Annotated in this window: 8 protein-coding genes and 3 pseudogenes; 10 read left to right on the forward strand and 1 reads right to left on the reverse strand. The window is 70.3% G+C overall.

The window, feature by feature from the left end:
• Positions 1-969, forward strand: a 969-nt coding sequence (locus tag ACRDTB_RS32870) for an SbcC/MukB-like Walker B domain-containing protein (RefSeq protein WP_431436106.1), incomplete at its 5' end; no start/stop codon positions are given.
• 115 nt (positions 970-1084) lie between these two features.
• Complete coding sequence (locus ACRDTB_RS32875; RefSeq protein WP_431436107.1) at positions 1085-2035, forward strand: hypothetical protein; 951 nt, start codon at positions 1085-1087, stop codon at positions 2033-2035.
• A 93-nt stretch (positions 2036-2128) separates the two neighbouring features.
• Here ACRDTB_RS32875 and ACRDTB_RS32880 read toward each other — a convergent pair whose 3' ends face one another.
• The gene (locus ACRDTB_RS32880) at positions 2129-2791 is read right to left on the reverse strand and encodes a TetR family transcriptional regulator (RefSeq protein ID WP_431436108.1); all 663 of its coding nucleotides are present in this window, start codon (positions 2789-2791) and stop codon (positions 2129-2131) included.
• A gap of 79 nt (positions 2792-2870) precedes the next feature.
• On the opposite strand from ACRDTB_RS32880, the gene ACRDTB_RS32885 reads away from it, so the two are divergent.
• The 8 genes and pseudogenes from ACRDTB_RS32885 to ACRDTB_RS32920 all read left to right on the forward strand — a co-directional run bounded on the left by ACRDTB_RS32885 (position 2871) and on the right by ACRDTB_RS32920 (position 14263).
• The gene (locus tag ACRDTB_RS32885; RefSeq protein ID WP_431436109.1) at positions 2871-4358 is read left to right on the forward strand and encodes a flavin-containing monooxygenase; all 1488 of its coding nucleotides are present in this window, start codon (positions 2871-2873) and stop codon (positions 4356-4358) included.
• 44 nt (positions 4359-4402) lie between these two features.
• On the forward strand, positions 4403-5260 hold the full coding sequence (locus ACRDTB_RS32890) for an alpha/beta fold hydrolase (protein ID WP_431436110.1): 858 nt from the start codon (positions 4403-4405) through the stop codon (positions 5258-5260).
• Between the two features lie 36 nt (positions 5261-5296).
• Positions 5297-6178, forward strand: a complete 882-nt coding sequence (locus ACRDTB_RS32895; RefSeq protein ID WP_431436111.1) for a hypothetical protein — start codon at positions 5297-5299, stop codon at positions 6176-6178.
• Between the two features lie 27 nt (positions 6179-6205).
• On the forward strand, positions 6206-6925 hold the full coding sequence (locus tag ACRDTB_RS32900; RefSeq protein WP_431436112.1) for an SDR family oxidoreductase: 720 nt from the start codon (positions 6206-6208) through the stop codon (positions 6923-6925).
• 160 nt (positions 6926-7085) lie between these two features.
• Positions 7086-8498 (forward strand): annotated as a pseudogene (locus ACRDTB_RS32905) (ATP-binding protein); the annotation flags it as partial.
• A pseudogene (locus ACRDTB_RS32910) lies at positions 8475-9839 on the forward strand (ATP-binding protein); the annotation flags it as partial. The pseudogenes ACRDTB_RS32905 and ACRDTB_RS32910, both read left to right, overlap by 24 nt.
• Positions 9840-9845: 6 nt before the next feature.
• Positions 9846-10484 (forward strand): annotated as a pseudogene (locus ACRDTB_RS32915) (toprim domain-containing protein); the annotation flags it as partial.
• 11 nt (positions 10485-10495) lie between these two features.
• Positions 10496-14263 (forward strand): DNA gyrase subunit A, encoded by a 3768-nt coding sequence (locus ACRDTB_RS32920; protein WP_431436113.1) that lies wholly within the window; start codon positions 10496-10498, stop codon positions 14261-14263.
• Positions 14264-14649: the final 386 nt, after the last annotated feature.

Raw genomic sequence — 14649 nt, forward strand, 5'->3', positions numbered from 1 at the left:
GAGCGGGCCCGGGCGGGGGCGAAGCTCGCCCGCGGCGCCGCCGAGCGGGCGCAGCGGGATCGGGCCGAGCTGACCAACGAGGAGCGGCAGGCGTGGTCGGCGCTGCGGGCGAGCCGCGACCGGTTTGTCGCGCTCGGCGTGCCGCCCGTGGAGGGCACCGACCTCGCCGCCGCCTGGCAGGCGTTGCTGACCTGGGCCGAGCGGCAGCGCGGCGCGCTGTCCGAGCGGGCCGCCGAGCTGGCCGCGGCCGAGCGGGACCTGCGGGCCGAGGGCACCGCGGCGCGCGCGGAGCTGACCCGCCTGCTGGACAAGCACGGGGTGGCGCTGCCCGCGGACGGCAAGCCGGACGTCGTGCTGGCCCAGCAGGTGGAGCGCGCGCGGGCCGACCTCGCGGACCGGGTCGAGCGGCGGGACCGGTCGGTGGCGCTCGCGGCCGAGGTGGAGAAGTGCAAGGAGGAGGAACAGGTCGCCCGGACGCTCGGCAACCTGTTGAAGTCCAACGGGTTCGAGGCGTGGCTGTGTGCCGAGGCCCTGGACTCGCTGGTGACCGAGGCGTCGGAGATCCTGCTGGCGCTCTCCGGCGGGCAGTACGAGCTGTACCGGGCGGCGAAGAACGAGCTCGTGGTCGTGGACCACAACGACGCGGGCACCCAGCGGCCGGTGAACACGCTGTCCGGCGGGGAGACGTTCCAGGCCTCGCTCGCCCTCGCGCTCGCGCTCTCGCACCAGGTCGCGGGCCTGTCGGGAGGCAAGCGGGACCTGAACTCGATGTTCCTCGACGAGGGCTTCGGCACCCTGGACGAGTCCACATTGGACACCGTGGCGGCCACGCTGGAGCGGCTGGCGGAGGAGACCGACCGGATGGTGGGCATCGTGACGCACGTGCCGGCGCTGGCCGAGCGGGTGCCGGTGCAGTTCGCGGTCACCCGCGACGGCGCGTCGTCGCGGCTGCGGCGGGTCGAGGTGTGATGGTGAAGTCATGACAGCCGAGGGCTTCGCAACCGCACCTCAGGGGAACGTGACGCAAATTAGCCACAAGTACGTGACCAAACAGAACCTTCCGTCCTCCAATGCAACCAACACAATGAATGCCGGGGAGGCGGAACTGACCTCGTACACGGTGGACCCGTGGGACCCCGGCTACGGGGTGGCCCGAGGGGACGAGCTGGACGGCCGGGAGTCGTCCGCGCGGCTCGAGCTGGACCTGGAGCGCAAGGCGGCCGACTGGCGGCCGGTCTCGCCGGCCGGTGGCGCGCTGCCCGGCTCGGTGCTGTTCCTGGACGGCGTGCGCCGCATCGACGCCCGCGTCTGGGTGCACGGCCAGGGCCCCGAGCCGCTGCCCGGGGTCGTCGCGTCGCTCGCCGCGGGCCTGGTGTGCTGCGACGGCACGGCGCGGATCGTCGACGTGCGGGTGGACCGCGGGCTGTACGCGGCGGTCGGCGGGGACATCGAGACCCGGCACGCGCGCTACCGGTTCCACCGCACGTCCGGCGGCCTGGACAAGCTGACGCTCGGCGTGCAGGGCCGGCTCGCCGCGCTGGAGGTCGAGCTCGCGAGCGCGTGGCGGCAGCAGTCCGATGTGGAGGATGATCTGCTCGTCGTGGACGGGCCGCTGCGCGGGCGCACCCACCTGGCGCGAACCGTGGGATACGTGAAGACGCACCAGAAGTCGTACCTGGGACCGGAGCAGGCGGCGGTCGTGGCGGACCTCGCGCCGGGGCAGCGGAGCCCGGTGTTCGGGATGGGCACGTCCTGGGAGCGCAAGTCGTGGTACCTACGCCTGCCCGGCTCGTCGCGGGCACCGTGGTCGGCGGTGGTGCGGCTGGAGTGCTCGGCGGACCTGCCCGACGAGGACGCGGTGGCCCTCGCCGACGTGACCGCCCGGGTGCTGCCCGGTCTCGCGAGCTCGCCGCACAAGGACCCGCGGGCACCCCAGAACCTCGTCCCGATCGGTGGCCTGGAACGGCAGCTGCGACACCGCCTGGGCGATGCCGCGCTGCTGTACCGCTCACTGCGTTCGGCGATGTCCGCCTAGCGGCCGCTAATGCCAGGAAGGACGCCTTGCTGACGTTCAACGTCTGGAAGGCGTCCTTCCACGCCGGCTGGTCGTACCCTGCGGCCGTGACGGCTAAGCGGGAGGCGGGGTGGTCGTCTGGTAGATCGCGTTCAGCCAGACGGTCAGCAGCACGTCGACCACGTCGCCCTCGGCGACCGCCGGGCTGTCCTGGGCGAACGTCGCGTGCAGCACCCGCTCGTTCATGGAGTTGAGCACCACGGCGAGGTCGCGCGCCGGCAGCCCGGGTGGGGCCACACCCCGCGCGCGCTCGCCCTCGATCGCCTCCACCACGAGCAGCGTCCAGGACTCCATCACCCGCGCCCACAGCTCACGTACCTCGGTGTTGGTCACCCGTGCCTGGGCGCACGCGAGCGCCACCGGCCGGTGCGCGCGGAAGGTCTCGTGGAACGCGGCGATGCATCCCCGCCAGTACGTCGGCGGATCGCTCGCCAGGTCGTCCGGCACCCGGGCGAGCGCCGCGTCGGCCTCCTGTACGACCCGGTCCAGCAGCGCGAGCAGGACGGCGTCCTTGGACGGGAAGTAGAAGTAGAACGTGGGCCGCGAGATGCCCGCGCCGCGGGCCAGGTCATCGGTGGAGATCTCGCTCAGCGACCGCTCGCCGAGCAGCCGTTCGGCGGTGGCCAGGATGGCGCCCTCCCGGTCGTCGCCGGACGGCCGGGTGCCGGACTGGACCACTCGGCGGCCCCGGGTCGATCGCGCGGCGGGGGTCGTCATGCCGTCACGCTACCGCCCGGCGGGCACGTGCTCAACACTGTGTTGACTGGCTCGACATGCTGTCGATACCGTGGCGGGTATGGCCGAGGAGTCTGTGGAGCATGTCGATGTGCTGATCGTGGGTGCCGGCCTCTCCGGCATCGGCGCCGCCTGCCACCTGAGCCGGGAGTGTCCCGGCCGGACGTTCGCGATGCTCGAGGCCCGAGACGCGATCGGCGGCACCTGGGACCTGTTCCGCTACCCGGGAGTCCGCTCCGACTCGGACATGTACACCCTCGGCTACTCGTTCCGGCCGTGGAACCAGGCCAAGGCCATCGCCGACGGCCCGGCGATCCGTGAGTACGTCCGGGAGACCGCCCGCGAGTTCGGGATCGACGAGAAGATCCGCTTCGGCCACGAGGTGACCGGCGCCGAATGGTCCACACAGGACAGCCGGTGGACGGTCCGTGCCCGGGGCCCGGCCGGCGACGTCACGCTCACCTGCGAGTTCCTGTTCGTCTGCGCCGGCTACTACCGCTACGACCAGGGCTACACGCCCGACCTGCCCGGCATCGAGAAGTTCGCCGGCCCGGTGATCCACCCGCAGCACTGGCCCGAGGACCTCGACTACGCGGGCAAGCGGGTCGTCGTCATCGGCAGCGGCGCGACCGCGGTGACGCTCGTGCCGGCCATGGCCGAGACCGCCGAGCACGTGACGATGCTGCAACGCTCGCCGAGCTACGTGCTCGCGCTGCCCGCCACCGACCCGGTCGCCGAACGGCTGCGCGGCCGGATCCCGGACCGCTACCTCTACCCGATCCTGCGGTGGAAGAACGTGCTCGGCGCCCAGTTCGTGTTCCAGCTCAGCCGCCGCACGCCCGGCCTGATGAAGTCGTTGCTACGCAAGGGCGCGCAGCGGCTGCTGCCGCCCGGCTACGACGTCGACACGCATTTCGGCCCCACGTACGACCCATGGGACCAGCGCATGTGCTTCGTGCCCGACGGCGACCTGTTCAAGGCGGTGACGGCCGGCCGCGCCTCGATCGTCACGGACAAGGTCGAGGGCTTCACGGCGGGTGGCGTCACCACCGCGTCCGGCGACGAGCTGCGCGCGGACATCGTCGTCACCGCGACCGGGCTGAACCTGCTGCCCGTCGGCGGCATGGCGCTGACCGTGGACGGCGAGCGGGTCGAGCTCGGGAAGTCGTTGGCCTACAAGGGGATGATGATCTCCGGTGTGCCGAACTTCGCGCTCACGATCGGCTACACCAACGCGTCCTGGACGCTCAAGAGCGACCTGGTCGCCCGCTACGTGTGCCGGCTGCTCAACCACATGGCCGAGCACGGCTTCCACAAGGCGGCCCCGCACCCGCCGGCCGGCACGGAGGGGACCGGCCCGCTCGTCGACCTCCGGTCGGGCTACGTGCTGCGCAGCATCGACAAGCTGCCCAAGCAGGGCCCGGCCGCGCCGTGGCGGCTGCACCAGAACTACCCGCGCGACGTGCTGCTGATGCGCTACGGCCCGATGGACGACGACATGCGGTTCGAGCGCGCGCCCGCCGCCGTCCTGTCCGGACAGCACACATGACAGGGCACGTGACAAGGCACGTGACAGGGCACATGACGGGGCACGTGAGGGCGACCGCCGAGGTGGTGCGGGTCGGCGGCCGGGCCGTCCGCTACCGCGCCACCGGGGACCCGGCCGACCCACCGGTGATCCTGCTGCACGGCATCGCCCGCAGCCTCGACGACTTCGCCGGCCAGCATGACCTGCTCGACAGCGACGAACGCGCCTACCGCGTGTACAGCGTGGACCTGGCCGGGTTCGGCGAGTCCGACCCGCTGCCCGCGAGCACGCTGCCCGGGATCACCGACGCCGTCGCGGAGTTCCTGGACGAGCTCGGCGAGACCCGCCCGGCGCACCTCGTCGGCAACTCACTCGGCGGCGCGGTGGCCATGCTCCTCGCGTTGCGCTACCCAGACCGGGTGCGCAGCCTCGTGCTCGTGAACAGCGCGGGGTTCGGCCGCGAGGTGACGATCGCGCTGCGGATCCTCGCGCTGCGCCCGCTGGGCCGGCTGCTGCTGCGCCCGTCACGAGCCGCCGCACGGCGGACCGAGCGGGCGATCTTCCGCGACCCGAGCTTCGTGACCGAGGACCGGATCGAGCGCGCGCTGGAGCTGGCCCGCCGCCCGCACGGCGCCCGGGTACTGCTGGAGCTGACCCGCTCGCTCGGCACGTTCCGCGGCGTGCGCCGGCAGTGGCGGGACGCGGTGATCGCGGCGACCGCGGCGGCGGCCGTGCCCACGCTCGTGGTCTGGGGCTCGGCCGACCTGATCCTGCCGGCGGCCCACCTGGAGGCGGCGAAGCAGGTGCTGCCGCACGTCCGCGCGCACCTGTTCGCCGACACCGGGCACATGCCGCAGATCGAGCGAGCGGAGGAGTTCGCCGAGCTGGTCCACGCCTTCTGGGCGGAGTCCGTCCCGGGCTGACCTTGCGATCCTGAGCCCGGCGGGTACGGTGCCCGCATGTCCCGACCCGGTCCGCACCAGGGTGAGCCACCTCGGCCCTACGACTGGCAGCGGCAGTTCCAGCAGCCCGACTACGACCAGCCCCGGCACGGCCAGCCGTACCCGCCTGCGCAGTACGAGCAGCAGTACCCACAGCAGTACCCGCAGCAGCCGTACCAGCAGTCCTATCCGGAGCAGCCGTACCAGCAGCCCGGCCCGCAGCAGCAGTACCAGCGCCAGCCGTCGCCGCAGGAGATGTACCCGGACGAGGGCCGGGGCGGCTTCCGGCTGCCCGGTCTCGGGCTGATCCTGAGCCTGCTCGGCATCGCGGTGCAGCTGCTGTGCATGCTCGTGCTGCCGTGGGTGTCGGCCTCGGCCGCGAACGGCGAGTCGCTGTCGCTGCCGCAGCTGTGGGACGCAGCGAACCAGGCCAACGCGCAGGGGTTCGGCGGCTGGTACCTCTTCCTGTTCAGCTACCCGCTCGCCGCGCTCGGCATCGTGCTCGCGCTCGTGTCGGTCGTGGAGTCGGTGGTCGGCAAGGCGCTCTTCGCCGGGCTCGCGATCCTCGGCATCGGCTGGCTGGTGCTGCGTTACGGCGTCGGGCCGGCCGCCGGGCTCTTCGGTGAGGAAGGCGGGTTCTCGCGCCAGGAGATGACCGTGACCGGCATCGGGGTCGGCGCGCTCGTCGTCGTGCTGTTCATGCTGAAGGCCGGGCTCGCCATGTTCCGTCGGATCGCCGGGCTGGTCCTGCTGGGCTTCGCCGCCGTGCACCTCTACGCGATCCAGGACCTGTTCGGCGACTTCGACGGCGCGAGCATCGGTGCGTACGGGCCCGCGCTCGGCTACGCGCTCAGTGGTGTCGCCGCGCTCATCGGGCCGCGCCGGCTCACGCCCGGCTGAGCACGGGCCACGCTCTTGTCGGCATCGATGATCGCCGTGGTGACCGGTGGCGGGTCCGGCCTCGGCCGGATGATCGCGACCGCCCTGCTCGACGCCGGCGACCGGGTGGTGGTCGCCGGCCGTACGCGCTCGTCGCTCGAGTCGGTCGCCGGCGCCGACCCGGTCGTGACCGACGTGACCTCCGCCGAGTCCGTTGCCGCGCTGTTCGACCACGTCCGGTCCCGCTACGGGCGGCTCGACCTGCTGGTGAACAACGCCGGCGTGTTCGGCCCGGGTGTGCCGGTCCCGTCGGTGTCCGAAGAGGACTGGCAGGCCGTGGTGGACACGAACCTCACCGGCTCGTTCCGCTGCGCCCGGGCGGCGTTCGGCCTGATGGCCGAACAGGATCCACGCGGCGGCCGGATCATCAACAACGGCTCGGTCTCCGCTCAGGTCCCGCGCCCGAACGCGGTGGCGTACACGGCGACCAAGCACGCGATCACCGGGCTGACCAAGGCGTTGGCGCTGGAGGGGCGCGCGCACGACATCGCGGTCAGCCAGATCGACATCGGCAACGCGGCGACGGAGCTGACGGCCGGCTTCGCGGCGGGCACCCTTCAGGCGGACGGCTCGCTGCGCCCGGAGCCGACCATGGACGCCCGGCACGTGGGCGAGCTGGTGGTGCACATGGCCCGACTTCCGCGCAGCGCCAACGTGCAGTTCGTCACGCTGATGGCCACGACCATGCCGTTGCTCGGCCGTGGTTGACGAAAAGCGCAGGTAGCCAAGGCCCTTCCGGTGCGAGGCGGAGAATCGCCCGCGCCAATGCACGGTCCTGTCAGTCGCGCCGGATACTCTTCTCTACGGTGTGCACGCCGTCGACACGTATGTCGATCTTGGGCGGCGCCGACGAAACCGGGAGTTGAGGGTGACTGCGGAGACGCTGTACGGGGCCGACGATCTTACGCATCTCGAGGGGCTCGAGGCGGTGCGCAAGCGGCCCGGGATGTACATCGGGTCGACCGACAGCCGCGGCATCAACCATCTCTTCAACGAGATCGTGGACAACTCCACCGACGAGGGCGTGGCCGGGCACGCGAGCCGGGTCGTGGTCACCCTGCACGCCGACGGCAGCGTCCAGGTCGACGACGACGGCCGGGGCATCCCCACCGGCGTGCACGCCAAGTCCAAGCTCTCCGGCGTCGAGCTCGTGCTCACCAGGCTGCACGCGGGCGGCAAGTTCGGCGGCTCCGGCTACAAGACCTCCGGTGGCCTGCACGGCGTCGGCGCCTCCGCGGTCAACGCCTTGTCCCACCGGTTCGACGTCACCGTGAAGCGTGACGGCAAGGTTCACCACATGTCGTTCGCGCGCGGCGTGCCCGGGGTGTTCGACGGGCCCGGCCCGAAGGCGAAGTTCCGCAAGCAGTCCGGCCTCCAGGTCGAGCGCAAGCTCAAGCGTGGCGAAGGCACCGGCACGTCCATCCGCTACTGGTACGACGCCCGCTACTTCGAGTCGAGTGCGGCACTGGACATCGAGGCGGTGCGGGCGAAGCTGCGCAACACCGCGTTCCTCGTGCCCGGGGTCGGCTACGTGCTGCGCAACACCACCGAGGGCGCCATCGAGGAGGAGACCTTCTCCTACCCGAACGGGCTCGCGGACATGGTCGAGTTCATGGCGCCGTCGGGCGAGAAGCCGGTCTCCGGCATCCTGATGATCCGCGGCGAGGGCACCTACCGGGAGAACGCCGCGGACGAGAACGGCGTCATGCAGTCCAAAGTAGAGCGCCGGGCCGAGGTCGAGGTGGCGCTGCGGTGGGGAACCGGCTACGAGCGCACCGTCGAGTGCTTCACCAACACGATCCGCAACGTGCACGGCGGCACGCACCGGCGCGGCTTCGACCGCGCGATGCTCAAGTCCGTGAACGAGGCCATCGGCAAGACCCGCGGCCTGCTCAAGCCCAAGGAGGACCCGCCAACCCTGGACGACGTCCAGGAGGGCATGACCGCGGTCGTGCACGTGCGGCTCCCCGAGCCGCAGTTCACGTCGCAGACCAAGGACGAGCTGTCCACCGCGGGCATCACCAAGGTCCTGCAGGCCATCGTCGAGCAGCAGGTGAAGGCCTGGACGGAGCAGCGCAGGACCAAGACCGAGGCGAAGACCGTGCTGCAGAAGGTGGTCGACGCCGCGCGCGTGCGGCTCGCCCAGAAGCAGCAGAAGGACGCCGCCCGCCGCAAGACCGCCTTGGAAGGCGCGGCGATGCCGCCAAAGCTGGTCGACTGCCGGGCCACGGGAATCTCCCGCAGCGAGCTGTTCCTCGTGGAAGGCGACAGCGCATTGGGATGTTTTGTCGGTGACACGAGGGTGGCGCTCGCCTCCGGACAGCGTCGGACGTTCGCCGAACTGGCCGCCGACTGGCAGCGCGGTGTGACGCATTTCGGCTATGCGACGAACAAGGCGGGCCGGGTGGTCCTCGCACCACTGGTCGAACCCCGGTTGACCAAACGCGCCGCGCCGCTTGTCCGGGTGACACTCGACAACGGCGAATCGGTGCGATGCACGCCGGATCACCTGTTCCGGTTGCGGGACGGTTCGTACCGACGCGCGGACGCCCTCGCTCCTGGCGATTCGTTGATGCCGTTGTACCGGTCGGTGTCGGCCAAGGTAAAAGGTGACAAGCTCGACGGTTATGAACGCGTGTGGATGAGCGCGAACAACGGCGGTGTTCGCCACCATGTGGACGTCGACGAACGCAACAATGATCCGCGCGGTATCCGGCGGATGACGTGGGACGATCACGCCGCGCTGCGTGCTGCGATGATGGGCGAGCACGTACACGAGGGCTTTCGCGCGTGGCTGGCCGGTGCGGGCCACGAGTTCAGGTCGGCGATGCTCACCGAACAATGGCAGGACCCCGCCTTCCGCGAGGCGTGTCTTGCTCGGCTTGCCGCACGAAACCAGGATCCCGCGTTCCGGGACCGAATCGAGCAGGGTTTCCAGGATTGGTACGCCGCACTGAGTGAGGACGAGAAGTCCGCCTACGTGGAGCGGATGCGGGAACGTCAGGCCACGTACTGGGCACATCCGGAGCATCGCGCGCTAGCGGCGCAACGGGTTCGTTCGTTCTTCGCCGATCCGGGCCGGCGCGCCGAGTGGAGCGCGCGATGGCGCGCGCAATGGCAGGACGAGTGCCTACTCGCGCGGCGGCGGAAGACGACGGTGGAGCGGTTCGCCGACCCGGCGGGGCGCGAGCGGCAGCGTGCGGCGGTCGTCGACTGGCAGCGCAGGCATCCGGAGTTCGGCACCGCGCACTCGTTGCGGATGAGTCGCCGGATGAGCGATCCGCGCACCGGTCATCTCGCCGGCGTGCAGGCCGGTCGCGCACGATATGTGGCCACGGTGCCTCGCGAGGAACGAGTGGCCCGGCGGAACGACGGACGTCGGGTCGCCGCGCTCAAGCGCCTGTCGGCCCTCCTGCACCTCACCGACGCGGAGTTGGGCACCGCATACGAGGCGGATCGTCTGCTCGCGTACTACGACGGTGACTACGCACGGCTGCGCGAGGCCGCGGTGCGGGTCAACCACACGGTGGCCGCGGTCGAGCCACTCGACGAGACCGCGGACGTGTACGACCTGACCGTCGAGCAGTACCACAACTTCGCGCTCGAGGCCGGGGTGTTCGTGCACAACAGCGCGCGGCACGCTCGGGTGTCGGAGTACCAGGCGCTGCTTCCGTTGCGGGGCAAGATACTCAACGTGCAGAAGGCCAGCCTGGCCGACACGCTGCGCAACGCGGAGATCGCGTCGATCGTGCAGGTACTCGGCGCGGGCAGCGGGCGCACGTTCGAGCTGTCGACCATGCGCTACGGCAGGGTGATCCTGATGGCGGACGCCGATGTGGACGGTTCGCACATCCGCACGCTGCTGATCACGTTGTTCGCCCGGTACATGCGCCCGGTGATCGAGGACGGCCGGCTGTTCGCGGCCATGCCGCCGTTGCACAAGATCACCACGAAGGGCCGCAACCCGGAGACGTTCTTCACCTTCACCCAGCGGGAGATGGACACCAAGGTCGCGGAGCTGGAGAGGAAGGGCAAGCAGATCGTCACGCCGGTGCCCCGGTTCAAGGGCCTGGGCGAGATGGACGCGGACGAGCTGTGGGAGACCACGATGAACCCGGCGACCAGGTCGGTCCGCCGGATCACCCTAGACGACGTCGAAGCCGCGGAGACCGCGCTCGAGTTGTTGATGGGGGAGAAGGTCGAGCCGAGGCGGGCGTGGCTGGTGGAGTCCTCCGTCCGGGTAGACCAGTCGACGATCGACATCTGAGGTAGGAATTCATGGCACGCCGCAAGGCCCGCACGACCCGGGTCGACCCAGCCGCGTTCGACCGGGCGGGCGCGCAGGTCTTCGACAACCCGCTGAAGACGGAGATCGAGGACTCCTATCTGGAGTACGCGTACTCGGTCATCCACTCCCGCGCCCTCCCCGACGCGCGCGACGGCCTCAAGCCGGTGCACCGCCGGATCCTGTTCTCCATGAACGAGAACGGCTACCGCCCGACCCACGCGTACGTGAAGTCCTCCCGCGTGGTCGGCGACGTGATGGGCCGTTACCACCCGCACGGCGACATGGCCATCTACGACGCCATGGTCCGCCTCGCGCAGGACTTCTCGATGAACGCCCCACTCATCGACGGGCACGGCAACTTCGGTTCCCCAGACGATGGCCCGGCGGCGTCGAGGTACTGCCTCACTGGCGATACCCGGATTCGGCTCGCCGACGGCTCCAGCCCGCGCATCGGCGATCTGGTCGATCTGCCTCCCGACTCGGAGGCAGACGCGGACTTCGAGGTGCTCGACAAGGACGGCAAGGCGATCCAGGTCGAGAAGGTGTTCAACTCAGGTGTGCATCCCACGCTACGGATCACCTCGAAGTCTGGATTTTCCTTGCGCGGCAGCGAGAACCATCTCGTGCTGTGCCTGGAGGCCCCGATGGGTGTGCCACTGTTCCAGTGGCGCCGGCTCGACGAGCTCAAGCCGGGCGCGGTCGTGTGTGTGGCGCGCAACGCGTGGTCCCAGGTGATCCCGACAGCGCAGGAGTACAGGTTGGGGGTCCTTGGTGGAGCGTGGGTTTCGGAGGGTTGGGCTAATGAGAACCGCGCTGGTTTCAACAACACCGATGCTCATTTCTTCGGCGAGGTCTTGCGCGCCTACGACCAGGTTGTCGGCGGTCGACGGTACGTTTACGAACGGCACACCCGGCGAGACCGTAAGCGAATCCGGGAGCTGGACATTCAATCGGGCGGCATGGAGGCCTTCCGGGGCAGCCCGTTGGCAGAGTTCATCGACCACCACGCACGCGACAAGTTTGTTCCGGAGTTCGTGTGGAACGGCGGCTGGGGCGTCAAGCGCGCGTTTCTGATGGCCGCGTTCGAGGGTGACGGCGGCACGAGGGTTGCGCACGACGGTTTCACCATCCAGTACTCGACCTACAGCGAACGGCTCGCCGCCGAGATGCAGGAACTCCTGGCCGAGTTCGGCGTGATCGCCGTGCATCGGACGTATACGCGACCGAGCGGTTCGGTGGAGCACCGGCTCGTCGTCTCCGGGCTCCACAACGTGCGAGCGTATGTCGGACGCGTCGGATTCCTGCGAACCAAGCAGACCAAGCCGCAGGGACTCCTGCGGCATTCGCCGCTGCGGCCGCATCGGCTCGGCCACGATCGGGTGCCGTTCGTGGCGGCCTATGTCCGTGGTGTGCTTGACTTCGATCGCCGAGGCGGCGACCGGAAGTGGTTGACTCAGCACAACTTCGACCGCGTCGAGCGGTGGGAGACCGAGCGGTTGCGAATCATCGACCGGATAAGGGACTCGGAGATCCTCGCCACGATCCTGCCGATCATGGACTCCGGGTACCGGTTCGAGGAGATCACGTCCGTCGAGGCCGCCGAGCCGGCCGAGGTGTACTCGGTGCGGGTTCGTTCCGACGATCACTCGTTCCTGGCCGGTGGGTTCGTCAACCACAACACCGAGTCGCGGCTCTCGCCCGAGGCGATGTTGCTCGTGGGGGAGCTGGGGGAGGACACGGTCGCCTTCCGGCCCAACTACGACGGGTCGCTGGAGGAGCCGATTGTGCTCCCCGCCGCCTTCCCGAACCTGCTCGTGAACGGGACGTCCGGGATCGCGGTCGGGATGGCCACCAACATGATCCCGCACAACCTCGGCGAGGTCATCGGCGCCGCGCGCTGGTTGATCCACCATCCCAACGCGACACTCGACAAGCTGATGGAGTTCATCCCCGGTCCCGACCTGCCGACCGGCGGCATGCTGCTCGGCCTGGACGAGGTGCGCCGCGCCTACGAGACCGGGCGAGGCGTCGTTCGCATGCGGGCCAAGGTCGAGATCGGCCCGCTGGAGGGCAGTCGCGGGCGGCAGGCCATCACGGTGGTCGAGCTGCCCTACGCGGTCGGGCCCGAGAAGATCATCGAGAAGATCACCGACGAGGTCACGAAGTCCAAGCGGCTCACCGGGATCGCCGACGTCAAGGACCTCACCGACGGCGAGAACGGCACCCGACTGGTCATCGAGTGCAAGGTCGGCGTCAACCCGCAGGCGCTGCTCGCCGACCTCTACCGGCTCACACCGATGGAGCAGTCGTTCGGCATCAACAACCTCGTCCTCGTCGACGGGCAGCCGCGGACGCTGGGGCTCAAGGCACTGCTCGAGGTCTTCCTGCGGCACCGCTACGACGTGGTCACCCGGCGCACGAGGTACCGCCGCCGCAAGCGGGAGGAACGGCTGCACCTCGTCGAGGGGCTGCTGATCGCCCTGCTGGACATCGACAAGGTGATCCGGCTGATCCGCGCCAGCGAGAACGCCGCCGAGGCCAAGGCCGGCCTCATGAAGCGGTTCAAGCTCACCGAGATCCAGGCGACGTACATCCTGGACACTCCACTGAGGAGGCTCACGAAGTACGACAAGCTGGAGCTCGAGCAGGAGCAGGACCGGCTGCGCGCGGAGATCGCCGAGCTGACCAAGATCCTCGACGACGACTCGGTGCTCAAGAAGCTCGTCTCGAACGAGCTCGCCAAGATCGCCAGGGACCTGGCCGGCCCGCGGCGTACCGCGCTGATCGACGGCGACCTCAAGGAGGTGCTCGCCGCGTCCAAGCCGGCCGGCCCGCTCGAGGTCGCCGACGACCCGTGCCAGGTGCTGCTGTCCGCCACCGGCCTGGTGGCCCGCACCGCTGCCGAGTCCGAGGAGGCCACCGAGGCGCGCCGGCGCAGCGGCCGCGCCAAGCACGACGCGGTCGCCGCGCTCGTGCACACCACCGCGCGCGGGCAGATCCTCGTGGTCACCAGCCGCGGCCGCGCGTTCAAGACCGACGTGCTGCCGCTGCCGGTGCTGCCCGAGCACGCGGGCACCGTGTCGCTCGGCGGCGGCATGGCCGCGAGCGAGCTGGTACCGCTGGAGAAGGGCGAGAAGGTCGTCGGCATCGCACCGCTCGGTGAGCGTGCCGAGGGTTCGCCGGGGCTCGTGATGGGCACCCGGCACGGTGTGGTGAAGGTGTGCGCGCCGGACTGGCCGGTGCGCTCCGACGAGTTCGAGGTGATCGGGCTCAAGGACGACGACGAGGTCATCGGCGCCGCGTGGCTCGCCGACGGCACGGAGACGTGCGTGTTCGTGTCGTCGGACTCGTCGCTGCTGCGGTTCGGCGTGTCGATCGTGCGGCCGCAGGGGCTCAAGAGCGGCGGCATGGTCGGCATCAACCTGGCGTCCGGCGCGCACGCCGTGTTCTTCGGCGCCGTGCGCACCGACGACGACGAGCACGGCGAGCCGATGGTGGTCACGGCCACCGGGCAGAGCATCAAGGTCACCCCGTTCGCGAAGTACCCGACGAAGGGCCGAGCCACCGGCGGCGTCCGCACGCAGCGCTTCCTCAAGGGGGACAGCGGGCTCGTGCTAGCCTGGGTGGGCCCGCGCCCGGCGGGTGTGTCGCGCACCGGCTCGGCCGTCGAGCTGCCCGAGCCCGACCCGCGCCGCGACGGCTCGGGCACCGCGCACCCGGGGCCGGACGTGGTGGGCCGCCTGGTCGAACGCGGGTAGGCGCGCCACCGCTCGCGGACCGGCGCGCCACCGGACCACCGGGCCCAGTACACGGCGATCACGTCGATCTCGAACAGGGTCAGGCGGTCGGACGGTTGGGCGCCGTCGGTCGCACCGGCGACGGCGGCCTCGCGGGCGGCCGGGCCGGCGATCTCGACGGCCGAGCGGCGCAGCGCGAACTCCTCGTCGTCCGGCGGCAGCACGGTGGCGATGGTTCGCTCCGTTCCTCCGCTACTCGCCGTCTTCCTTCGTGCGATGCTCGGTGCTGGTGCGCCTGCGTTTGTCCTGCGTTGAGACGGTGAATGCTTCGTTGCTTCCGCTCACGGTGGCGATGGTTGGCTCTGTTCGTCGGTTGCTCGCCGTCTTCCTTTGTGCGGTGTTCGGTG

This window comes from Actinophytocola sp. (genome assembly GCF_050699935.1).
Classification (GTDB): Bacteria; Actinomycetota; Actinomycetes; order Mycobacteriales; family Pseudonocardiaceae; genus Actinophytocola.